The 21,565-nt window shown below is 64.4% G+C and carries 23 protein-coding genes; 7 read left to right on the top strand and 16 right to left on the bottom strand.

Annotated features, from left to right (window positions below; translation table 11 throughout):
* The first annotated feature begins 5 nt into the window (after positions 1–5).
* The 3 genes from NDO48_RS20080 (at position 6) to NDO48_RS20070 (ending at position 2,037) form a co-directional block, all read left to right on the top strand.
* On the top strand, positions 6–698 hold the full coding sequence (locus tag NDO48_RS20080) for a response regulator transcription factor (protein ID WP_267322224.1): 693 nt from the start codon (positions 6–8) through the stop codon (positions 696–698).
* Positions 695–1,699, top strand: coding sequence for a HAMP domain-containing sensor histidine kinase (locus NDO48_RS20075; protein ID WP_267322223.1), 1,005 nt, complete (start codon positions 695–697; stop codon positions 1,697–1,699). The genes NDO48_RS20080 and NDO48_RS20075 overlap by 4 nt, the downstream gene beginning before the upstream one ends.
* A 140-nt stretch (positions 1,700–1,839) precedes the next feature.
* Entirely contained in the window at positions 1,840–2,037 is a 198-nt protein-coding gene (locus tag NDO48_RS20070; protein ID WP_018428566.1) for a DUF1059 domain-containing protein, read from the top strand.
* Between the two features lie 147 nt (positions 2,038–2,184).
* On the opposite strand, the gene NDO48_RS20065 is transcribed toward NDO48_RS20070, so the two are convergent.
* The 5 genes from NDO48_RS20065 to NDO48_RS20045 form a co-directional block, all read right to left on the bottom strand.
* Complete coding sequence (locus NDO48_RS20065) at positions 2,185–2,490, bottom strand: hypothetical protein (RefSeq protein ID WP_267322266.1); 306 nt, start codon at positions 2,488–2,490, stop codon at positions 2,185–2,187.
* A gap of 82 nt (positions 2,491–2,572) precedes the next feature.
* The gene (locus NDO48_RS20060; protein WP_267322222.1) at positions 2,573–2,944 is read right to left on the bottom strand and encodes a low affinity iron permease family protein; all 372 of its coding nucleotides are present in this window, start codon (positions 2,942–2,944) and stop codon (positions 2,573–2,575) included.
* Positions 2,945–3,011: 67 nt separating this feature from the next.
* Complete coding sequence (locus tag NDO48_RS20055) at positions 3,012–3,362, bottom strand: DUF488 domain-containing protein (RefSeq protein WP_267322221.1); 351 nt, start codon at positions 3,360–3,362, stop codon at positions 3,012–3,014.
* 43 nt (positions 3,363–3,405) lie between these two features.
* Positions 3,406–4,035, bottom strand: a complete 630-nt coding sequence (locus NDO48_RS20050) for a DapH/DapD/GlmU-related protein (protein ID WP_267322220.1) — start codon at positions 4,033–4,035, stop codon at positions 3,406–3,408.
* A gap of 36 nt (positions 4,036–4,071) precedes the next feature.
* Positions 4,072–4,560 (bottom strand): CreA family protein, encoded by a 489-nt coding sequence (locus NDO48_RS20045; RefSeq protein ID WP_267322219.1) that lies wholly within the window; start codon positions 4,558–4,560, stop codon positions 4,072–4,074.
* Positions 4,561–4,720: 160 nt separating this feature from the next.
* Between NDO48_RS20045 and NDO48_RS20040 the strand changes: the two genes are divergently transcribed.
* The 4 genes from NDO48_RS20040 to NDO48_RS20025 all read left to right on the top strand — a co-directional run bounded on the left by NDO48_RS20040 (position 4,721) and on the right by NDO48_RS20025 (position 8,332).
* Entirely contained in the window at positions 4,721–4,882 is a 162-nt protein-coding gene (locus NDO48_RS20040) for a hypothetical protein (protein ID WP_018428572.1), read from the top strand.
* 37 nt (positions 4,883–4,919) lie between these two features.
* The gene (locus NDO48_RS20035; RefSeq protein ID WP_267322218.1) at positions 4,920–5,498 is read left to right on the top strand and encodes an SCO family protein; all 579 of its coding nucleotides are present in this window, start codon (positions 4,920–4,922) and stop codon (positions 5,496–5,498) included.
* Between the two features lie 17 nt (positions 5,499–5,515).
* Positions 5,516–6,388, top strand: a complete 873-nt coding sequence (locus NDO48_RS20030) for a 50S ribosomal protein L11 methyltransferase (protein ID WP_267322217.1) — start codon at positions 5,516–5,518, stop codon at positions 6,386–6,388.
* A 114-nt stretch (positions 6,389–6,502) separates the two neighbouring features.
* A complete protein-coding gene (locus tag NDO48_RS20025) occupies positions 6,503–8,332 on the top strand; it encodes an aminopeptidase P family protein (RefSeq protein WP_267322216.1) in 1,830 nt (609 codons plus the stop codon).
* A gap of 80 nt (positions 8,333–8,412) precedes the next feature.
* On the opposite strand, the gene NDO48_RS20020 is transcribed toward NDO48_RS20025, so the two are convergent.
* From NDO48_RS20020 to NDO48_RS19970, 11 genes are all read right to left on the bottom strand, one after another.
* Complete coding sequence (locus NDO48_RS20020) at positions 8,413–8,709, bottom strand: AzlD family protein (protein WP_018428576.1); 297 nt, start codon at positions 8,707–8,709, stop codon at positions 8,413–8,415.
* Positions 8,706–9,368 carry an AzlC family ABC transporter permease gene (locus NDO48_RS20015; protein ID WP_018428577.1) on the bottom strand — a complete coding sequence of 221 codons (663 nt, stop codon included), beginning with the start codon at positions 9,366–9,368 and terminating at the stop codon, positions 8,706–8,708. Before NDO48_RS20015 ends, NDO48_RS20020 begins: the two co-directional genes overlap by 4 nt.
* A gap of 127 nt (positions 9,369–9,495) precedes the next feature.
* Entirely contained in the window at positions 9,496–10,107 is a 612-nt protein-coding gene (locus NDO48_RS20010; RefSeq protein WP_267322265.1) for a 3'-5' exonuclease, read from the bottom strand.
* Between the two features lie 8 nt (positions 10,108–10,115).
* Positions 10,116–12,269, bottom strand: coding sequence for an NAD-dependent DNA ligase LigA (gene ligA, locus NDO48_RS20005; RefSeq protein ID WP_267322215.1), 2,154 nt, complete (start codon positions 12,267–12,269; stop codon positions 10,116–10,118).
* A 239-nt stretch (positions 12,270–12,508) separates the two neighbouring features.
* Positions 12,509–14,185, bottom strand: a complete 1,677-nt coding sequence (recN, locus tag NDO48_RS20000; RefSeq protein ID WP_267322214.1) for a DNA repair protein RecN — start codon at positions 14,183–14,185, stop codon at positions 12,509–12,511.
* Between the two features lie 10 nt (positions 14,186–14,195).
* The gene (locus NDO48_RS19995; protein ID WP_026227314.1) at positions 14,196–15,065 is read right to left on the bottom strand and encodes an outer membrane protein assembly factor BamD; all 870 of its coding nucleotides are present in this window, start codon (positions 15,063–15,065) and stop codon (positions 14,196–14,198) included.
* A gap of 182 nt (positions 15,066–15,247) precedes the next feature.
* Positions 15,248–16,183 carry a UDP-3-O-acyl-N-acetylglucosamine deacetylase gene (lpxC, locus tag NDO48_RS19990; protein WP_018428582.1) on the bottom strand — a complete coding sequence of 312 codons (936 nt, stop codon included), beginning with the start codon at positions 16,181–16,183 and terminating at the stop codon, positions 15,248–15,250.
* A gap of 384 nt (positions 16,184–16,567) precedes the next feature.
* Positions 16,568–18,262, bottom strand: coding sequence for a cell division protein FtsZ (ftsZ, locus tag NDO48_RS19985; RefSeq protein WP_267322213.1), 1,695 nt, complete (start codon positions 18,260–18,262; stop codon positions 16,568–16,570).
* A 70-nt stretch (positions 18,263–18,332) separates the two neighbouring features.
* Positions 18,333–19,643, bottom strand: coding sequence for a cell division protein FtsA (gene ftsA / locus NDO48_RS19980; RefSeq protein WP_018428584.1), 1,311 nt, complete (start codon positions 19,641–19,643; stop codon positions 18,333–18,335).
* Positions 19,640–20,581: a cell division protein FtsQ/DivIB gene (locus NDO48_RS19975; RefSeq protein WP_018428585.1), complete on the bottom strand. Its 942-nt coding sequence runs from the start codon at positions 20,579–20,581 to the stop codon at positions 19,640–19,642. The genes ftsA and NDO48_RS19975 overlap by 4 nt, the downstream gene beginning before the upstream one ends.
* Positions 20,569–21,495, bottom strand: coding sequence for a D-alanine--D-alanine ligase (locus NDO48_RS19970; protein WP_267322212.1), 927 nt, complete (start codon positions 21,493–21,495; stop codon positions 20,569–20,571). The genes NDO48_RS19975 and NDO48_RS19970 overlap by 13 nt, the downstream gene beginning before the upstream one ends.
* Between the last annotated feature and the right edge of the window lie 70 nt (positions 21,496–21,565).

Raw genomic sequence — 21,565 nt, 5'->3', positions numbered from 1 at the left:
CGGCGATGTCCCGCCACATACTCGTCGTCGACGACGATCCTCATATCCGAGACGTGATCTGCTTTGCCCTCGACAAGGCCGGCATGGAGACCGAGCCCGTTGCCGACGGCATGGCGGCCCTTGAGCGCATCGAACGCCGCATGCCCGACCTGATCGTGCTCGATGTCGGCATGCCCGAGATGGATGGGCTGGAACTGTGCCGCAGGCTCCGGCGCACCTCCGACGTGCCGGTGTTGTTCCTCTCGGCCCGCGACGAGGAAATCGACCGCATCCTCGGCCTCGAGATGGGCGGCGACGACTACGTCACCAAACCGTTCAGTCCGAGGGAGCTGGTGGCGCGCGTCAACGTCATCCTGCGCCGTGCACGCACCGCCCCCATGGATGCCGCGCCGCAGTGCCTGGCTCACGGCCGCCTTGCGCTCGATCCGGCGAGGCGGGCGGTCAGCTTCGACAATCGCGACCTCGATCTTACGGCCACCGAGTTCACCATCGTCAAGACGCTGATGGTCCGGCCGGCGCATGTGCTGAAGCGCAATCAGCTGATCGAGGCCAGCCATGCCGCCAACATCCACATTTCCGAGCGCACCGTGGACAGCCACGTCAGAAACATCCGCGCCAAGTTTGCCACATCAGGTTGCATCGACGTGATCGAGACCGTTCACGGCGTGGGCTTCCGGCTCGGGCGGTGCGGCGCGTGAACGAAAAATGGCGCCCACCGATCGGCCTCGTCGTGCTGGCGATCCTGATGACCGTGATGGCGCTGCCGCTGGTAGGGCTGTTCTGCTTCCAGATTTATGAAGAGCGCTTCGGCGCAGACGCCGGCGCGGCACTGGTGTCGCAAGGCGCAATCGCCGCGTCCGCCACGGTCGTCGGCGTCACCCTGCTGATCGCCTTCGTCTTCATCCGCACCATAACCCGCCCCATGCACAATCTGATGGAGCGGACCGCACGCATCGCCGAAGGCGAAGTCGACGCCGTTCGCCCGCTTGCCCATCATGGCACGCGCGAGATGGCGGAACTGTCGAAGGCATTCCTCGACATGGCGCGCAAGCTGCAGGCGCGATCCGACACGATCCGCACCTTCGCCACCCATGTCTCGCATGAGCTGAAATCGCCGCTGACGGCGATTCAGGGCGCCGCCGAGCTGCTGCGCGACGCCGGCGACGACATGGACCCGGCCACGCGGATACGCTTCCTCGACAACATCGTCGCCGACACCGACCGGTTGAACCGCCTGGTTCGCCGCCTGATCGAACTGGCCCGTGCCGACAATCCCGGCCTGTCCGGCCAGAGCACGTCACTTGCCGAAATCCTCTGCCACCTCGCCCCTGTCGAAGGTGTCGATGTTTCGATCGTTTCGGGCGCCGACACCCGCTTTGCCATCTCGCCGGAAAACGGAGCGGCAATCCTTTCCAATCTCGTCGACAACTCGTTGCGTCATGGCGCCAGCCGCTTTGTATTGGACGCAAGCAGTTCGGACGGCATCGTCGTCATCGCTGCCGCCGACGACGGCCATGGCGTGTCGGCAAACAATCGCGAACGCATCTTCGAGCCCTTCTTCACCACCAGGCGCGAAAGCGGTGGCACCGGCCTGGGCCTCGGCATCGTGACGACGCTGCTCAACGCCCATGAGGGAACGATCCGGCTTTCAAGCGCAGAAAAAGGCGCGCGCTTCGAAATCCGGCTGCCGGCGGCGTGAGGCGCTGGCGACGCTCGTTCGCCGGCAACCCCAGGCCAGGGCTCATACGCTTGCCCCAAGCCCCCTGCCACTAATCGGTTGCCGCCCCGCCTGCGCAGGAATAGTATTAGTATGCACTAAACTAATCACGCAGGGAGGCGATGACGATGCGCCAGTATATCGACTGCCGTGAATACCCCAGCGAAATGAAGTGCACGGTTGCCATTTCGGCCGACAGCGAGGACGAATTGATCAATGCTGCCGTCCAGCACGCAGTTTCCGTCCACAGTGCCCAGGACACGCCGGCCTTCCGCGCCGAAATCAGGAAAGTGATCCACAAGGGCGCCCCGCCCAATTAGAAACGTCCTGATAGGGCGCACGACGCGGCTGTCAGTGTCTCAGGGTCGCATCGGTCAAATGGCATGACTGGCCGCGGCCCGCTTGTCAGGCTGCGGCGGAGAGCGACGACATTCGTGACGACCGATTCGCTGCCGGTCGCGACAATCCTACTGGCTGGGCACTGGGCGTGTTCCGGCGCGCATGTCGCGCAACCGCTCGGCGGCGGAGGCTGCAAGCTCGGCATACTGGTCTTCCAGCGCCTCGGCTGCGACCAGCACCTCCGGTTCGAAATCGTTGGCCTCGAGCACCTGCCTGAGTTTTTCGACGAACTCGGCCTGCTGCTCAAGCGCGGCAAACAGCTTCTTCACCTGGTCGCGGCTGATGTCGGGGCTCGCGAGCGTGGCTGGCACCTCGAGCGCCATCTGCGCGCCGGTCTCGGCCTGTTCGCTGAGTATCTTCAACCAGTCAGTCACAACGCACCCAAACCCCACCATGATCTTGTCCCTCCAAGGCGGGATCGTCAACCTACAGGCGCAAAGCTGGATGCCGCATCGTCTACCCTCTCGTCTGCCGATTGCGCTTCGCTGCCTCCTCGCATTTCTTCCTGATGTCCTCGACCTCGCTTTCGGTCAGATGCTCGATGCCGATCAGGAGATTGCGCGCGTCGCCGACGCGGATCAGCTCGTCGAGCTTGGTCTGGATGGCCGCGCTGTCGCGGTTCTGGGTGTTCTGGATGAGAAACACCATCAGGAAGGTTACGATCGTCGTGCCGGTGTTGATGATCAGCTGCCACGTATCGGAAAAGTCGAACATCGGCCCCGTCACCGCCCAGACAAGGATAACCAGGCAGCACAGCAGGAACGACAGGGGCGTGCCGGAGGCATAGGCGACCTTGTTGGCAATGCGGGTGAACAGGCGCTCGAACATTGCGGCATTTCCTCGTGTCGCAGGAAAAACCACCTGATAGCGGCTCTGGTTCCACCCAGGCCATCGGTCACGATGCCGCCAGCGCCTCCCTGAGAACGACGGCCTGGTTATGCGTCTCGTCGCGGGCCGAATAGACCAGCGTCAACGGCCGCTTGCCGGTATGGGCCCGCAACGCTTCGAGTTGCGCGTGCTGGCCATCGAGTTCGGCGAGGTAGCGTGAGCGAAACTCATCCCAGCGCGCTGGCTCGTGGCCGAACCACTTTCGGAGTTCGGTCGAAGGCGCAATCTCCTTCATCCAGAGATCGACCGCAGCCGCCTGCTTGCTGACGCCGCGCGGCCAGACGCGGTCGACAAGTACGCGCAAGCCGTCATCGGGCGACGGCGCCTCATAGACACGCTTGATGCGAATATCAGCCATGCGCACCTTCCAAAGTCGATGGCTGGCCGCGACAGCGGACAGCCTAGCCCCAGCGGTCCAGAAACGCCTCGATCGGCAGCGTCTGCATGTCGGGAATGGCCTCGAACAGGCGTTCTGCCGGCCAGTCCCACCAGGCAAGCGCCTCTATGCGGACAATGATCTCCGCCGGAAAACGCATCTTCAGCCGCTTCGCCGGCACGCCCACAAAAACCTCGAACGGGGCGATGTCGCGGGTCACCACGGCGTTCGCGCCGATGACCGCGCCATTGCCGACGCTGACGCCGGGCATGACCACCGCCCCGTGCCCGATCCAGACATCGTGCCCGATGCTGACGGGCCTTGCCCTGCGACGCTCGCGAAATTCACCGTCGACGCCGAGATAGCGGAAATACTCGTTCGGCCGGTAGCTCACCTTGTGCGTCGTCAGCCGTTCCATCGGGTGATCGAGCGCGTTGATGCGCGTGTTGGCCGCGATCGAGCAGAACTTGCCGATGGTGGTGTAGATCGCCTCCGAATGGCGCTCGAAATAGGAATAGTCGCCGACAGCGACCTCGCGCAGCACCACGCGCTCGCCGATGGCGACATGGCGGCCGAGCCGGCAGCCTTTCAGCTCCGAGGTCGGGTGGATGCGCGGTTCGTCATTCTTGAAGCGAAGGTCGGCTTGATCGTTCATGAGGCGGGTTTACGCCCGCCCCACACGCGCTGCAAGCTACTGCGGCTTGCCCTTGGTCCAGGTGACGTTCTGGTTGTACAGCGGTACCGTCGTCATCGACATCTTGGCCGAGCCGTTCTGCACCTGGCGCGAATGGGCGAGATAGATCAGCGTCTGGTTCTGCTTGTCGTAGATGCGGTTCACCACCTGCTCTTTCCAGATCAGGCTGATGCCCTGCTTGAACACTTCCTCGCCGCCCTGCTTCAGACTGATGTCGCCGATGGTGATCGGTCCGGTCTGCTGGCACGAGATCGCCGTGTCCGACGGGTTCTCGAACCAGTTTCCCTTCTGCAGCCGGTCGATCACGCCGCGGTCGAAATAGGAGACATGGCACGTCACGCCCTCGACCTTGGGGTCCTTGATCGCCTCGACGAGGATGTCGTTGCCGAGCCAGTCGACGCCGACCTCGCCCACCTGTTCGGCCAGCGCCGGAGCTGTGGCGCCAAATGCAACTGCGGTGGCAAGGACAAAAAGGCTGAGCCGCATGGTAACCTCCTGGGGATCTGGTGCTGTCAGAACTTGGGTCCGCCAGTCGTCGGTTGCAAGGCGCAAGTCTTCGTCGCGCTCGCGAAATGGTGTTCCCAAGCACAGAGACGGCGTCAACATGTCACTTTTGGCAAAGCCCGCATCGCGCTATGAATGAGCGATGAAACAGGCTCAGCCAATATCGCTCTCGACGACCGCGTGGCTCGCGCTCGGCGCAGCAGCGTTTGCGGCCGCCTCGGGTCTTGCCTTCGCCTCCTGGCTGGACAAAGCGGGCGGAATCTTCATGTCGCTCGTCGACGCCGGCATGTCCTGGTGCTTCTGATCCCGCCGATACCCCAAACCGAAAGAACCCTCCCCCGATGATGCGCACGATCCTTGCCGGCATTCTGGTCCTCATGGCAGCCGGCGTCGGTTGGCTGACCTTCGACTGGTACCAGAAGCAGAACACCGCCCAGGCCTTCGGCGCGCCTTTCGTCCTCGTCGACCAGAAGGGCAAGGAAATCACCGAGGCGGCCTTCCGTGGCCAGCCGAGCGCCGTGTTCTTCGGCTTCACCCACTGCCCCGAAGTCTGCCCGACGACGCTGTTCGAACTCGACGGCTGGCTCAAGCAGCTCGGCGAAGAAGGCAAGAACATCCGCGCCTATTTCGTTTCGGTCGACCCCGAGCGCGACACGGCCGACGTGATGAACAGCTACGTCACCAACGTGTCCGACCGCATCATCGGCATCACCGGCACGCCGGAAAAGATCGCCGCGATGACCAAGGCTTTCGGCATCTACTCCAAGAAGGTGCCGACCGAAGGCGGCGACTACACGATGGACCACACGGCCTCGGTGCTTTTGCTCAACAGCAAGGGTGATTTCTTCGGCACCATCGCCTATGAGGAGAACCCAACCGCCGCGCTTGCCAAGCTCCAGCGGCTTGCCAAAGAAGGCTGACCCTTTCGGACCCCGACATGACCCAGACACGGCTGCACATCACCACCGGCCGCGAAGCCGCCAACCGCATCTTCGCCGCCCTCGAGACCGCCTTCGAGGAAGATGGCTGGCCGATCGCCGTGATCGAGGTTGACGAGGACCGCGACATCCACGAGGTGTCGCTCTATGCCGACGGCGAGGTCGAGGACATCGCGCGGCGCATGGCCGAGGTCGTTGCCGAGGCGGGCCATAAGGGTCCGCTCGGCCGCGAGGTGCTGCCCGATGTCGACTGGGTGGCGAAGTCGCTTGAAGGCCTCAAGCCGGTCGAGGCCGGGCGCTTCATCGTCCATGGCGGCCACGACCGCGAGGATGTGCGCCCCGGACAGATCGCCATAGAGATCGAGGCAGGCCTTGCCTTCGGCACCGGGCACCATGGCACCACGGCCGGCTGCCTGGAGATGATCGAAAAGGTCGTGACCTCAGAGAAGCCGGTCAACGCGCTCGACCTCGGCACCGGCAGTGCTGTGCTGGCAATCGCGGTCGCCAAGCTGGCGCCGATCCCGGTTCTCGCCACCGACATCGACCCGGTGGCGACCGATGTCGCCGCCGCCAATGTCCGCCTCAACGGCGTCGAGGCCCATGTCGAGACGGCGACGGCCGAAGGCTTCGACAACCCGATCTTCGCCGCGCGCGGCCCCTTCGCGCTGATCGTCGCCAACATCCTGGCACAGCCGCTGATCCTGCTCGCCCCCGAGATGGCCGCACATCTGGCCGCCAGCGGTTCGCTGGTGCTGTCGGGCATCCTCGACCGCCAGCATGACGCGGTGCTCGAAGCCTATGTCGCGGCAGGCTTCCGCCACATAGAGACCTTCCACAGGGAAGGCTGGGTCACGATCCACCTCAAGAACTGACGCCGTTTTTGCGTCATCGCCAGGACCGCCGCCGCTGGCCCAAGCCGGCGGCGTTGCCAGTCTTTGCACGCGACGATAACGTCGCCGACAATCAAGCTCTCCCGGGAAACAACCATGTTCCAGTCCTTTGAATCATCAGGCGACCCAAGCGTCGGCAAACCGCGCGTCGCCCTGCTTCGTCAGTGGATGAAGCAGAACGGCATCGACGGCTTCATCGTGCCCCGCGCCGACGAGCACCAGGGCGAGTATGTCGCCGCCCGTTCCGAGCGTCTGAAGTGGCTGACTGGCTTCTCGGGTTCGGCCGGTGTCGCCATCGTGCTTGCCAACAGCGCCTATGTCTTCGTCGACGGCCGCTACACGCTGCAGGTGCGCGACCAGGTCGATCTCGGCATCTTCACCATCGAGAGCCTGATCGAGACCCCGCCTGCCCTGTGGATCCGCGAAAACCTCGCCAAGGGCACCCGCCTGGGCTTCGACCCGTGGCTGCACACCATCGGCGACGTCAAGGCGCTGAAGGCCTCGGCTGAAAAGGTCGGCGCAACGCTCGTGCCGCTGACAGAGAACCCCATCGACGCCGTCTGGCAGGACCAGCCGGACGCACCGCATGCCAAGGTCGAGATACATCCGGAAACTTTTGCCGGCGAGCTGGCCAAGGACAAGCTCAAGCGCCTCGCCGCGGCCATCTCGGCCGAAGGCGCAACCCACGCCGTGCTCACCGACCCATCGTCGCTGGCCTGGACCTTCAACATCCGTGGCGGCGACGTGCCCCACACGCCGCTGGCGCTCGGCTTTGCCGTGCTTGCGGCCGACGGCTCGCATGCCGTCTATCTCGACAAGCGCAAGCTCGGCCGCACCGAAGAGGCCTATCTGACCCAGCTTGCCGACATCAAGGCGCCCGCCGACCTCGAAGCCGACATCGCCGCCCTCGCCCGCTCTGGTCGGCAGATTGCGCTCGACCCGGCCCTCGCGGCCGAAAAGCTGCGCGCCCTGATCGAGGACAATGGCGGCTCGCTCATCCTGGCGACGGACCCTGCCCGCCTGCCCCGCGCCACCAAGAACAGCGCCGAGATCGCAGGCTCCCGTGCCGCCCATCGTCGCGACGGTGCCGCCGTCGCCAAGCTTCTGTGCTGGCTGGATCGCCAGGCGCCTGGCAGCATCGACGAGATATCAGTCGTCACCAGGCTGGAGGAAGCCCGTCGCCTCACCGGCGAAGAAACCCAGATGCCGCTGCGCGACGTGTCCTTCGACACCATCTCGGGCGCCGGCCCCAATGGTGCGATCATGCACTACCGCGTCTCGCGCCAGACCAGCCGCGTGCTGGCTGACGGCGAACTGTTCCTGCTCGATTCGGGCGCCCAATATCAGGACGGCACCACCGACATCACCCGGACCGTCCCTGTCGGCAAGCCTTCGGAGGAGATGCGCGAACGCTTCACGCTCGTGCTCAAGGGCCTGATCGCCATCTCGACGGTGCGGTTTCCCGCCGGCACGCGCGGCGCCGATATCGACGCGCTCGCCCGCATGGCGCTATGGCGTCACGGGCTGGACTTCGCCCACGGCACCGGCCACGGAGTCGGCTCCTATCTCGCCGTGCACGAGGGTCCGCAGCGCATCGCCAAGACCGGCATGGAAAAGCTGCTGTCGGGCATGATCCTGTCCAACGAGCCCGGCTACTACAAGGAAGGTCACTATGGCATCCGCCTCGAGAACCTGATCCTGGTGACGCGCCCCGACGAGCTGCCGGGCGGCGACATCGCCATGCATGGTTTCGAGACGCTGACGCTGGCGCCCTTCGACCAGCGGCTGCTGCGCACCGACCTTCTCACCCGCGACGAACTCGACTGGCTCAACGCCTATCACGCCCGGGTGTTGATGGAGATCGGACCGATGCTGGACGGCGAAACGCTCGCCTGGCTGGAAAAGGCGACGACGCCCATTCACTAGCCGAATGATTTGCTGCCGGCCTCATCTGGGGCCGGCGGTTTGCCGGCCGCTTTAGGAAGGCGGCGGCACGGTCCCTGAACTCAGCCGATAAAGTGCCGCAGCGCGATCAGGGTCACAGCCCCGGCCAAAAACATCGCCATCAGGCCGCTGCGCAGCGAAACGACTGCCGCAACCGCAAGTGCCGCCAGTTCAGCCGGTCCGGCCGACAGGGTGGCCGGCGCCACAAGGGTGGTCAGCACCGCAGCCGGCACCGCATTGAGCCCGGCTTCGACGCGCGGATGCAGGCGTTCGAAGCGTGACAGCACCAGATGGCCGCCGACGCGCGTCAGGTAGGTCGCCACCGCGCTGGCAATGATGATCCAGAATGTCGTGCTCATGAGTTGGCCTTTGCCGTGCGGACAGGCATTGCCGCGGCAAACAGCACGCCGGCAAGCGCGCCGAGCGAGACATGCCAGGGCGAACCCACGGTCTTGTAGGCAACCATCGAGGCGATCGCACTGGCAATCACGATCGGCAGCCAGCGCGGCCGGTTGCGGAAGCTCATGACGATGCCGAGGAAATAGATCGGCAGCAGGAAGTCGAGGCCCAGCGCATGGGTGTCGGGGATCAACCGGCCAAACAGCGCGCCGATGCCGCTCTCCACCACCCAGCATGTGTAGAGCGTCAGCGCCATGCCCATGTACCAGACGAAGCTGACCTTGTTGCCCTGCTCGCGAATGCGCTCGGCCTCGGCATATTGCGGGTCGGTCAGGAAGAAATAGGCGATTGCCTGCTGGACCCAGGGCCAGTGGGCGATGTGCGGGCCAATGGCGGCCGAATAGAGCACATGGCGGAAGTTGACCGCGAAGATCGACAGCACGATCAGCCACGGCGCGACGTGCTGCCCGAACAGCTCGATGCCGACCAGCTGGCTGGCCCCGCCGAAGATCGTGGCGCTCATCAAGGTGGCCTCGGCCACCGTGAAGCCGTTGTCCACGGCCAGCGCGCCGAACAGCACGGCAAAGGGTCCCGAAGCGACCACCACCGGCACGCTCATCCGGGCACCGCGCGCAAACTGCGCCAGACGATCGCTCACGCTTCAAGCCTCCCTGAAAGAGGCCTTGAATAGGTCAGTCGTTCGTCGCTGTCACATCAATTCGCTTGAGCCAAGGCATCAGCGAAACTCAGCTCTTTTTCGGCTTCCTCGGCGCCGGCTTCACCGAACAAGGCGTGTTGCCGCCCGCATGGAGACGACCGGTCGTCATATCGAGCCTGATCGGCAGGTCGCGCAGCGACGACACGTTCAGCTTGCGCGCCGCAGCCAGAGCCACCTCGCCGCATGCATGCGCATCCTCGGCCGCATTGTGGTGCCTGAACGAGAAGTCGATATGGCGCGACACCTCGTTGAGCCGGTGCGAGGCAAGCTCACGCCACACCACCTTGGCCATCTTGAGCGTGCAGACATAGTCGATGTCGGGACAGCTGACGCCATAGAGCTGATAGCTCGCCCTGAGCACGCTCATGTCGAACGACGCGTTGTGGGCGATGACGAGCGTGTCGGAAAGATCGGCCTCGAACTCCTCCATAACCTCGGGGAATTCGGCAGCGTCCTCGACATCTTCAGGGCGTATGCCATGGACGGCGATGTTGAAGCGTGAAAAGCGCATGTCCCTGGGCCGGATGAGCCGCTCCTCGACGCGGATGACCGCGCCGTCCTCGATCCAGGCAAGGCCAACGGAACACGGGCTGCTGCGCTTTTCGTTGGCAGTTTCGAAATCAATGGCAAGTGCACGCATGAAGTCGGTCAGCCCACCTGCCCGACGCGTTCGAACCACTGGTCCTCTGATATGACCTCGATGCCAAGTTCGCTTGCCGTCTTCAGCTTCGAGCCGGCGCCTGGCCCCGCCACCACAAGATCGGTCTTCTTCGACACCGATCCGGCAACCTTGGCGCCCAGCTTCTCGGCCATGGCCTTGGCCTCGTCGCGCGACATCTTTTCAAGCGATCCGGTGAAGACCACGGTCTTGCCGGAGACCGGCGACGACACGTCGCCGATGCGCTCTTCGTCGAGCGGCACAACCTCGGCCAGCAACGCCTCCACCACCTGCCTGTTGTGCTCCTCGGCGAAGAACTCGACCACCGCCTCGGCGACGATGGTGCCGATGCCGTTGATCCCGGTCAGTTCCTGCCAGGCGGCATTGCCCTTGTCGCCCTTGCCCTCGGGCATCACCGCAACCATGCCCGCGGTTCGCAACGCGTCGAAGCTGATGTAGTGGCGCGCCAGCCGCTTGGCATTCGTCTCGCCGATATGGCGGATGCCGAGCGCAAACAGGAAGCGCGAAAACTCGACCTGGCGTCGGTCGTCGATCGCCGCATAGAGCTTGCGTGCCGAGGTCGCGCCAAAACCGTCGATGTTTTCGAGCTTGGTCAGCGAGCCTTCCTGGCGCCTCTTCAGCGTGAAGATGTCGGCAGGCGAGCCGATATGCAGCGACGGGTCCTGCGACTGGAAGAAGAACTCGATCTGCTTTTCGCCAAGGCCCTCGATGTCGAAAGCGTTGCGCGACACGAAATGGCGCAGGCGCTCCACAGCCTGGGCCGGGCAGATCAGGCCGCCGGTGCAGCGCCGCACCACCTCGCCCTCTTCGCGCACGGCATGGCTGTCGCAGGCCGGGCAGCGCGTTGGAAACTGGTAACGCTCAGCGGCCGCCGGACGCTTCTCCATGACCACGTCGAGAATCTGCGGGATGACGTCCCCTGCCCGCTGGACGATGACAGTGTCGCCGACGCGGATGTCGCGGCCGTCGCGGATCGGCTGGCCGCTGTTGCCGATGCCCTTGATGTAGTCTTCATTGTGCAGCGTGGCGTTGGTCACGACCACACCGCCGACGGTCACCGGCTGCAGCCTTGCCACCGGCGTCAGCGAGCCGGTGCGGCCGACCTGGATGTCGATGCCGAGCAAGGTCGTCGTTGCCTTCTCGGCCGGGAACTTGTGTGCAATCGCCCAGCGCGGGCTGCGCGACACGAAGCCAAGGCGCTGCTGCAGATCGAGCCGGTCGACCTTGTAGACGACGCCGTCGATGTCGTAGCCGAGCCCGGCGCGATTGGCCTCGATCATCCGGTATTGCGACAGGAGCCCGTCGACGCTGTCGAACACCTTCATCAGCGGATTGACCTTGAAGCCGTAGCGGCCAAAGGCCTGTACCATGCCCATCTGGGTATCGGCGGGCATGTCGCTCACCTCGCCCCAGGCATAGGCAAAGAAGCGCAGCGGTCGGCTTGCGGTGATCGAAGTGTCGAGCTGGCGGAGCGAACCGGCGGCGGCATTGCGCGGATTGGCAAAGATCTGCTTGCCCGCCTCCTCGTTGCGCCGGTTGAGCTCGGCGAAATCGAGATGGCTCATATAGACCTCGCCGCGCACCTCCAGCACCTCGGGAAAGTCGCCCGACAGCACATTGGGGATGTCGGCTATGGTGCGCGCATTGGCGGTGACGTTTTCGCCCACCTGCCCGTCGCCACGCGTCGCCGCCGTCACCAGCCTGCCGTTCTCGTAGCGGATCGACAGCGACAGGCCATCGATCTTGGGCTCGGCGGTGATCGCCACCGGCTCGCTCGCGCCGAGCCTGAGAAACCGCCTGATGCGGCCGACGAATTCGCTGACATCCTCATCGGCAAAGGCGTTGTCGAGCGACAACATCGGCACGACATGGGTAACCTTGCCGAACTTCTCGGAAACGGCCGCGCCTACCGACTTCGACGGCGAATCCTCGCGCACCAGATTGGGGAATCGCTGCTCGATCGCGAGGTTGCGGCGGCGCAGTGCGTCATAATCCGCATCCGAAATGGTCGGCGCATCCTCGGCATGGTAGCGCAGGTCATGACCGGCGATCTCCAGCGCCAGCCGTTCGAGCTCGGCTGCGGCCTCGGCTTCGCTCAGCGATTCGACCGGCTTTTCGGACATGGTGCACTCCATCTTAGCGCGTCGGCCCGAAAATCGGACCCGATTTTCGGGAAGCACGATGCGCAGACTCAATAAGTTAGAGCATCCTTTGAGCGTCCGTTCGGACGCACAAAGGATGCTCTAATGGCCGGCACCATAGATCAGGATGCGCCGGCGCGGGAGCCGCCCCCAGCGAATTCCACGTCAAATCGGCGGGGTCGCAAAGGCTCCTGACATCAGGAGCCTGGCCTTCGGGCAAGTCAGGAGATAGCGGCCGTGTTCTCGCGCAGCAGGCGCTCGGCGGCGGCGCGCGCCTCCTCGGTGATGGTCGCCCCAGAAAGCATGCGGGCGATCTCTTCCTGGCGCGCCGGACGGTCCATCTCGTGGATCCCGGTCGCGACCCGGTCGGTATTGCCCTTCTTGGAGATCAGGAAATGCGTCGCCGCCCGCGCCGCCACCTGGGGCGCGTGGGTCACCGACAGCACCTGCACACGGCTGGAGAGCCGCGCCAGCCGCTGGCCGATGGCGTCGGCCACCGCACCGCCAACGCCCGTATCGATTTCGTCGAACACCAGCGTCGGCGCCGAGCCGCGATCGGCAAGCGCCACCTTGAGCGCCAAAAGGAAGCGCGACAGCTCGCCGCCAGAAGCCACCTTCATCATCGGCCCGGCCCGCGTGCCGGGATTGGTGCGCACCCAGAACTCGACCTGGTCGATGCCTTCGAGCATGCGATTGTCGGTCTCGCTCGACATTTCGACGAGGAATTCGGCACGCTCGAGCTTCAGTTCCGGCAGTTCGGCCATGACGGTCTTGCGCAAGCTCTCGGCTGCCACCTTGCGCAATCCGGACAGGTTCGCCGCGATCCGGTCATAGGCCTCGCGGGTGGCCCGCGCCTGCTCCTCCAGGGTCTTCAGGCGCCCCTCGCCGGCGTCGAGATCGGCAAGGTCGGCGACCATCGTGTCGCGCAGCTTGGCCAGGTCGTCGACGGCGACATTGTGCTTGCGGGCGGCGGCACGCAGCGCAAACAGCCGCTCTTCGGCCTTTTCCAGCCGCTGTGGGTCGTATTCGGTGGCCCTGAGCGCTGCATCGACACCCGATTGTGCCGCATCCAGCGAGATCATCGCCTCGTCGAGCGACTTCACGACGTCGTCGAGCAGGCCCGGCACTTCGGCCGCCTTGCGCTGCAGGCGGCGCAACAGGCTCGCCAGCTGCGGCAGCGGCGACGACGAGCCTGACAGCACGTCCTGTGCATCCTGGATTTCCGAAGCGATCTTTTCGACCCGCATCATCGCGGCGCGCAGTTCCGCGAGTTCGCTCTCTTCACCCGGTTGCGGATCGAGCTTGGAGAGTTCGGTCACCGAAGCGCGCAGATATTCAGCCTCGCGGGCGGCAGCCTCCACGCGCGCACGGTGCCGCGAAAGCTCCTGCTCTGCGCCGCGCCACAACTTCCACGCCTCGGCCGTCGCCTTGGCCTCGCCGACATGGCCGCCGAACGAATCGAGCACGTCGCGATGCGCACCGGCATCGACAAGGGCGCGGTCGTCATGCTGGCCATGGATCTCGACCAGCGCGCGCCCGATGTCGCGCATCAGCGTCACGCTGGAGGGCTGGTCGTTGACGAACACACGGGTGCGCCCGTCGGCCGTCTGCACGCGCTTCAGGATGACGTCGCCGTCATCCTCGATGGCATTGTCGGCCAGAAGCGTGCGCACCGGGTGGTTGCGCGGCACGTCGAAGACGGCCGTCACCTGCCCCTGGTTGGTGCCGTGGCGGACAAGCGACGCATCGCCGCGCGCGCCGAGCGCGAGCGACAATGCGTCGAGAAGGATGGATTTGCCGGCGCCGGTCTCGCCGGTCAGCACGGAAAGGCCTGGCGTGAAATCGATATCCAGCCGTTCGATCAGGACGATATCGCGGATCGACAGTCTGGAGAGCATCGAATTGCGGTCAGGCGCCGGAGAACATTTTCCCGGCCTTGGAAATCCATGAGCCGGCATTCTCGCGCGGCTGCAGGCCGTTGGTCTGCAACAGCTTGTAGGAATCCTTGTACCACTGGCTGTCGGGATAGTTCTGGCCGAGCACGGCAGCTGCCGTCTGCGCTTCCGAGGTCAGGCCCATCGCGTAGTAAGTCTCGACGAGGCGAGCGAGCGCTTCTTCGATGTGGCGCGTGTTCGAATAGTTCTCGACCACGTTGCGGAAACGCTTGGCGGAAGCGATGAACTCGCGACGCTCGAGATAATAGCGGCCGATCTGCATCTCCTTGCCGGCGAGCTGGTCGCGGGCAAAGCGGATCTTGGCATTGGCGTCGTCGACATATTCCGATGCCGGCCAGCGCTGCACCACTTCCTGCATCGCCTCGATGGTCCGGCGCGCTTCCTTCTGATCCTGCGTGACGTCGCGAATCTGGCGGAAATAGCTCAGGCCGATGATGTACTGGGCGTAGGCGGCGTCGTCGGTGGAAGGATAGAGCGCGAGATAACGCTTCGCCGAATTGATGGCTTCTTCATAGGAGCCCTGGCGATAGCTGGCGAAAGCGCCCATCACCATCGACTTGCGGGCCCACTCGGAATAGGGGTGCTGACGGTCGACCGCCTCGAACTTGCGGCTTGCCTCTTTCAGGCGGCCGGCATTGAGGTTGGCAAGACCCTGATTGTAGAGCACGTCGGCCGGCTCGGTCTGCTCGACATAGGTCGCCAGATCGACATCGGCTTCGCCGGACATGCAACCGGAGAGCGCAAGCGTCGGAATGACGAGCGACAGCGCCACAGCAAGAGGCGTCACGCGCAATTTCGATCGATCGGCTCGTATCAATGACATCACTGAGTTCCGCCCCTTCGGCGCTGTTTCGCTTTTAGGCACTGGCCATAGATCACAACTGGCCGTGCCGGGCAACGCTATCAGCGGCCAATCGCGCAATTTTGTGGCACGTGAACGCACATGCCATTTCGCCGGTCGAGTGGTGCAACAAGGTCACACCACCCTTCCCCGCAAGGCTGCGATCAGAGCATCCAGGGCGCGTGGACAGCCGCGCTGACGGCGATGAGTTCGGCCGAACGACCGCGCTCGCGACGCGATGTTTCGACGATTTCGAAGGCCGAACGATCGGAAAGCAGGCGACGCAGGGCAGATGCGTTGAGCCTGTGGCCACCGCGATAGGAGCGGAAGCAGCCGATGAAGCGCGCGCCGGCAAGCGCGAGGTCACCCATCGCGTCCAGCGTCTTGTGACGCACGAACTCGTTGGAGAAGCGCAGGCCTTCCATATTGATGATGTGATCGTCATCGCCGATGACAACCGAATTCTCCAGCGACGAGCCGAGCGCATAGCCGGCTGCCCACAGGCGCTCGACGTCCTTCATGAAGCCGAAGGTGCGGGCCCGCGAAATCTCCTTGCGGAAGATATCGTCGTTGATGTCGGAGGCAAAGGACTGGCGGCCGATGGCCGGGCTCTCGAAATCGATCTCGACCTCGAAGCGCGTGCCGCCATAGGGGCGGAACTCGGCCCAGGAGGCCCCGCTTTCGATTCGCACCGGCTTCAGCACGCGGATATAGCGGCGCTTGACGTCGAGCGTCTCGATGCCGGCCTGGTCGATGGCTTCGACGAACTGCGCAGCACTGCCGTCGAGAATCGGAACTTCTGCGCCTTCGACTTCGATCACTAGATTGTCGATGCCGAGGCCGAACAGTGCGGCCATCAGGTGTTCGATCGTGGCGACATGGACGCCCGCGGGATCGCCGAGCAAGGTGCAAAGATCCGTTGCACCCACTTCTGACACAATTGCGCGGAACTCTCGGCCATCAACGTGAAAAACCACACCCGTGTCGGCATCCGCCGGCAGGAAATGGATGGACACGGGCTTACCGCTATGCACGCCGATCCCCGACAGGGTCGCGCGCGATTTGAGTGTTGTCTGAAAATCCTGCAAATCGATCCCCATATGCCCGTCCACATCAGGCCTGTTCTATCGCTCTACGGCGACAGGCCCTTCTCGGCTCTGATGGACGGGGCCTCATCCCCTTTGCACCCGTCCGGCCGAATTTGAGGCGCCATGCGTTCGTCAGAACTGGCGAAAGGCGCCTCGAAATTTCAAATCTGGCTGCTGCTTCTTCCGAAAGCCAAGACCGACTCCCGGTCAAATGCACCAGACGGCGCGAAGATAGTCTTCCGGATGAGAGACTCCAAATCACGGTTTCTTACTCCGTGTAACTGCGAGGCCACTTCGACTCGCTCTGACAAGCTCATGTTTTAAATGACCTTTTCAGAGCAAAAGGCGGACGTCGAGACGCCCGCCTTTCAAACCATGTTACCGGCCGTTCACAGATCAGTTTGCTTGCCGGCGCAGGAACGCCGGAATCTCAAGCTGATCGTCTTCCTGAGTCCGTGCCTGCGGCGCAAGGCGACCCTGGTCGTCGAGCTGGCCACGGCGCGGCGCGTAAAGCTGCGATTCCTGGCTGACGGCGCGGCGCTGTTCCGGGGCCGGCTGGCGCAGCTTCGGCTCACGCGGCTGCGCAGGCTGCAGGCGAGCAGGCTCTTCCTCGCGGCGGGTCAGGCCGCTCGTCAGGCGCTTCAGCAGGCCCATCGGGCCGCGCTCTTCATGGTCGACCGGCTGCGCCTTGGCGGCAACCTCTGCCTTCACCATCGGCGGGAAGTCTTCGACGCGCGGCATGCGCGGGGCGACCGGAGCCGGCTGCACCGCCTGCTGCGGAGCGGGCTGGTGGAACTGCTGCGGAGCCGGCTGCTGGAACGGCTGCGGCGCGGGCTGGTAGGCCTGCGGCTGAGGCTGCGGCTGGGCCGGCGGAGCCGCAAACAGCTTGCTCTGCGGGCGGAAATCCTCAGTCGGCGCGGCTGGGCGCGGCTGGGCCATGCCAGCTGCATTGGCCTCGGCCAGACGGATGGCCTCGGCGATCGGATCGTTGGTGCGCACTTCCATGCGCGGCTGCTCGACCGGAGCGGCCTGCTGCGGTGCCGGGCGCACTTCGGCCGGACGCTGCTGCTGAGTGGGCTTCGGCGTCTGGCGGATGGAGATCGGCGCTGCTGCCATGTCGGCGGCGGTCTTGTCGATGCCGGTGGCAACCACCGACACGCGGATGACGCCCTCGAGGTCTTCGTCGAAGGTGGCGCCCAGGATGATGTTGGCGTCCTGGTCGACCTCCTCGCGGATGCGGGTTGCAGCTTCGTCGACTTCGAACAGGGTCAGATCGCGACCGCCGGTGATCGAGATCAGCAGGCCCCGCGCACCCTTCATCGAGGTTTCGTCGAGCAGCGGGTTGGCGATCGCAGCCTCGGCAGCGGCCATTGCGCGGCCCTCGCCCGAAGCTTCGCCGGTGCCCATCATGGCCTTGCCCATCTCGCGCATCACCGAACGGACGTCGGCGAAGTCGAGGTTGATCAGGCCTTCCTTGACCATCAGGTCGGTGATGCAGGCGACACCCGAATAGAGCACCTGGTCTGCCATGGCGAAAGCGTCCGCGAAGGTCGTCTTGTCATTGGCGAGGCGGAAGAGGTTCTGGTTCGGGATGACGATCAGCGTGTCGACGCACTTCTGCAGCTCTTCGATGCCATAGTCGGCCGTCTTCATGCGGCGCTGGCCTTCGAAGTGGAACGGCTTGGTAACGACGCCGACGGTCAGGATGCCTTTTTCGCGCGCGGCGCGGGCCACGACCGGAGCAGCACCCGTGCCGGTGCCGCCGCCCATGCCGGCGGTGACGAAGCACATGTGGGTGTTGGACAGGTGATCGATGATCTCGTCGATGCACTCCTCGGCAGCCGCCCGGCCGACCTCGGGCTGCGAACCGGCACCCAGGCCCTCGGTGACATGCGCGCCGAGCTGGATGAGGCGCTCGGCCTTCGACATCGTCAGCGCCTGGGCGTCGGTGTTCGCCACCACGAACTCGACGCCGCGCAGGCCGGCAGTGATCATGTTGTTGACCGCGTTGCCGCCGCCGCCGCCGACACCGAACACGGTGATGCGTGGCTTGAGCTCGGTGATGTCCGGCTTCTTGAGATTGATCGTCATAGTCCTCGTCCTTTTTGCCTTTGAAGCCGCTTCGCCGTGCGGCCTTCTATGGGGCTGACCCCGTCAATTCCTAAAAACTGTCTTTCAACCACTGACTCATGCGATGCAGTCTTCCGCCCGTCCCGGTCGCCCTGTAACCGGACATCCCCTTCGCCGACTGGCTCTCGATGCCCACCATCTGCGGGTAGATCAGAAGCCCGACCGCGGTTGCGAAGGCTGGCCCCTTGGCCGCCTCCGGCAGGCCTGCCACGCCGAGCGGGCGGCCGATGCGAACGTTGCGGCCGAGAATGCGACGCGCGGCCTCGGGCAACCCCACCAGCTGGCTTGCACCGCCGGTGAGCACCACGCGCTTGCCGATGGCATTGCCGTAGCCGGACTTGTTGAGACGGTCGCGCAAAAGCTCCAGCGTCTCGTCGATGCGGGCGCGGATGATGCGGGTCATCACCGAACGCGGGATCTGCAGCGGCACTTCATTGTCATCGACGCCGATCGGCTGAATGCTGATCAGGTCGCGATCGTCGGTGCTGCCGGGCAGAGCCGAGCCATGCATGACCTTGAGTCGCTCGGCATCGTCGAGGCGGGTCGACAGCCCCTTGGCCAGATCCATGGTCACGTGGTTGCCGCCGACGGGAACCCCATCGGCGTGAACGAAGCGGCCTTCGGAGAAGACCGACAGCGTCGTGGTGCCGCCGCCCATGTCGATGCAGGCAGCACCCATTTCCAGCTCGTCGTCGACGAGCGCGGCAAGGCCGCTGGCATAGGGCGTCGCCACCATCTGCTCGACGGAAAGGTGCGAGCGGTTGATGCAGAGTTCGAGATTGCGCAGCGGCGCGGAATCACCCGTCAGCACATGCATGTCGACGCCAAGCGTATCGCCGACCATGCCGCGCGGATCGCGCACGCCGCGCTCGGCATCGAGCGAGAAGGCGATAGGCAGCGAATGGATGACCTCGCGCTCGGCGCGAAGCGCCTGCTTGGCGCCGGCCGACAGCACGCGCTTGACGTCGGCTTCCTCGACCTCATGCCCGCCGAGATTGATCGTGGCGGTAAAGGACTCGCTCTTGATGCGGCCGGCGGAGAGATTGACAATCAGGGAATCCGCGGTCAGCCCGGCCATGCGCTCGGCGGCATCGACAGCCAGGCGGATGGCATGCTCGGCGCGGTCGAGATCGACGACGACGCCCGACTTCACGCCCTGCGACTTCTGGTGGCCGATGCCGATGACCTGGGCCTGGTGCGTACGCCCCTTGAGCAGCTGGCTGCCCTCGGCAGGCTTCAGCTTGGCCACCACGCAGCAGACCTTGTTCGAACCGACATCGAGCACCGTCAGGATGCCCGAGCGGCGCGAAGCCGGATCTTTCTGACCGCCCAACCAGCTCATATTCTCTTCCCCGTCGCCGCCTTGACGACCTTCGGCTTGGCTTTCAGCTCGTCCTGGCGACGCTCCATCGCCTCGGGCGTCAGCTGCACGACGAGCCTGTCCGTAAAACGCATGTCGACCGCGGCGATATCACGGGTCAGAAGCGCATCGCTTTTGTCGAGCGCCACGAGATCGGCAAGGGCTGCCTCGACCTGGGTCTCGGGCAGCTTGACGGTGATGCCGTTGTCGAGACGCATGTCCCAGCGGCGCTCGCCGACGCGGATATAGCCGCGCACCCGCGACGCCAGCTCGGGATAAGCCTGAACCTTGGCGACGAAAGCCGCAGCACCTTCCGCGGCGCCCAGGCCGACGACCAGCGGCAGCATCGCCTGACGACCGCCGACATAGGGCGCGATCACCGCGCCATCCTTCTCGATGACGCTGAGCTGGCTGCCATGCTGCCAGATGGCAAAGGCATCGCGCTCGTCGACGCGGACCTCGATCGTGTTCGGATAGACCTTGCGGACGGCTGCTTCGCGCACCCACGGCAGCGAAACGATGCGCTCGCGCGCACTCTCGGGATTGAAGCCGACCAGCGACGTCCAGCCATCGAGCTCCAGCTTGTCGAGGATGTCGATCTCGGAGGTTTCGCGATTCCCGGAAACCTTGATCTGATCGACGGCAAAACCGCTGCGGGCCGTCACACCCTGCACCATTGCAGGCATGTGACCGCCCAGATAGGCGCCATAAAGCGAGCTTGCGGCCAGGAACGACGCCGTCAGCATCGTTGCGGCATAAGGCGGAGGCGTGAACTCGCCGCGCCCGAAGCGCGCCAGGATGCGGACAGGCTTGCGCAGCAGCCGCGGCAGCACGAAGTGCTCCGCAGACAGGGACAGCCCGAAGACGCCGGACTTCGCGCCGCGCACCTCCCTGCCGTATCCCGACCTCACCGCAAACACGAAGCGTCCTCCACCATCCAACTCAACAAATCACCAAACGAATGCCCAGCCTGGGCAGCGATTTCCGGCACCAGCGACGTGGGCGTCATCCCGGGTTGCGTATTGATTTCCAGCCAGACGACCTCTCCATTTTCGGAATGGCGGTCGTCGTACCGGAAGTCAGACCGGGAAACGCCCCGGCACCCGATCGCTTGGTGAGCCTTGAGCGCCAGTGTTTGTATTTTTTGGTAAATATTCGGTGAAACTTTCGCGGGGCATTCGTGCTTTGAGCCGCCGGGAACATATTTTGAATCGTAGTCGTAGAAGGAATGCCCTGTCGGCACGATCTCGCACACGCCCAGGGCCACATCACCCATCACCGCACAGGTCAACTCCCGCCCATGGATGTAGCGCTCGACCATGACAGTCTCGCCATAGCGCCACTCGGGCGACGAGATGATCTGGGGCGGATGCGACTGATCCTCCTTCACGATCACCACGCCGAAACTCGACCCCTCGGCGACCGGCTTGACCACATAGGGCGGCTTCATCGGATGCTCGTTGCAGATGGTGAAACGGTCGAGAATCCTGGATTCGGCCACCGGAATGCCGGCCGCCCTGGCGACCTTCTTGGCCTGATCCTTGTGCATGGCGAGCGCCGAGGCCAGAACGCCGGAATGCGTATAGGGAATGGCAAGGAATTCGAGGACACCCTGGATCGTGCCATCCTCGCCGAACGGCCCATGCAAGGCATTGAAGGCGACATCGGGCTTGAGCGCCGCGAGCACTTCGCCGACATCGCGACCGACATCGACCCGCGTGACCTTGTAGCCCACGCTTTCCAGCTCGTTCGCACAGGCATTCCCTGATGAAAGGGACACGGGCCGCTCGGACGAGAATCCACCCATCAAGACAGCAACGTGCTTCGACTTCATCCCCGGAAATCCCCTCTCAATGCCAAGCACAACATCCTGATTCCAAAGACTGAATCTTAGCCCTCCGGAA

Origin of the sequence: Aminobacter sp. MET-1, assembly GCF_026521175.1 — a bacterium.
In the GTDB taxonomy this organism is placed as follows: Bacteria; Pseudomonadota; Alphaproteobacteria; order Rhizobiales; family Rhizobiaceae; genus Aminobacter.
This window is presented reverse-complemented; position numbering and strand designations above follow the sequence as displayed.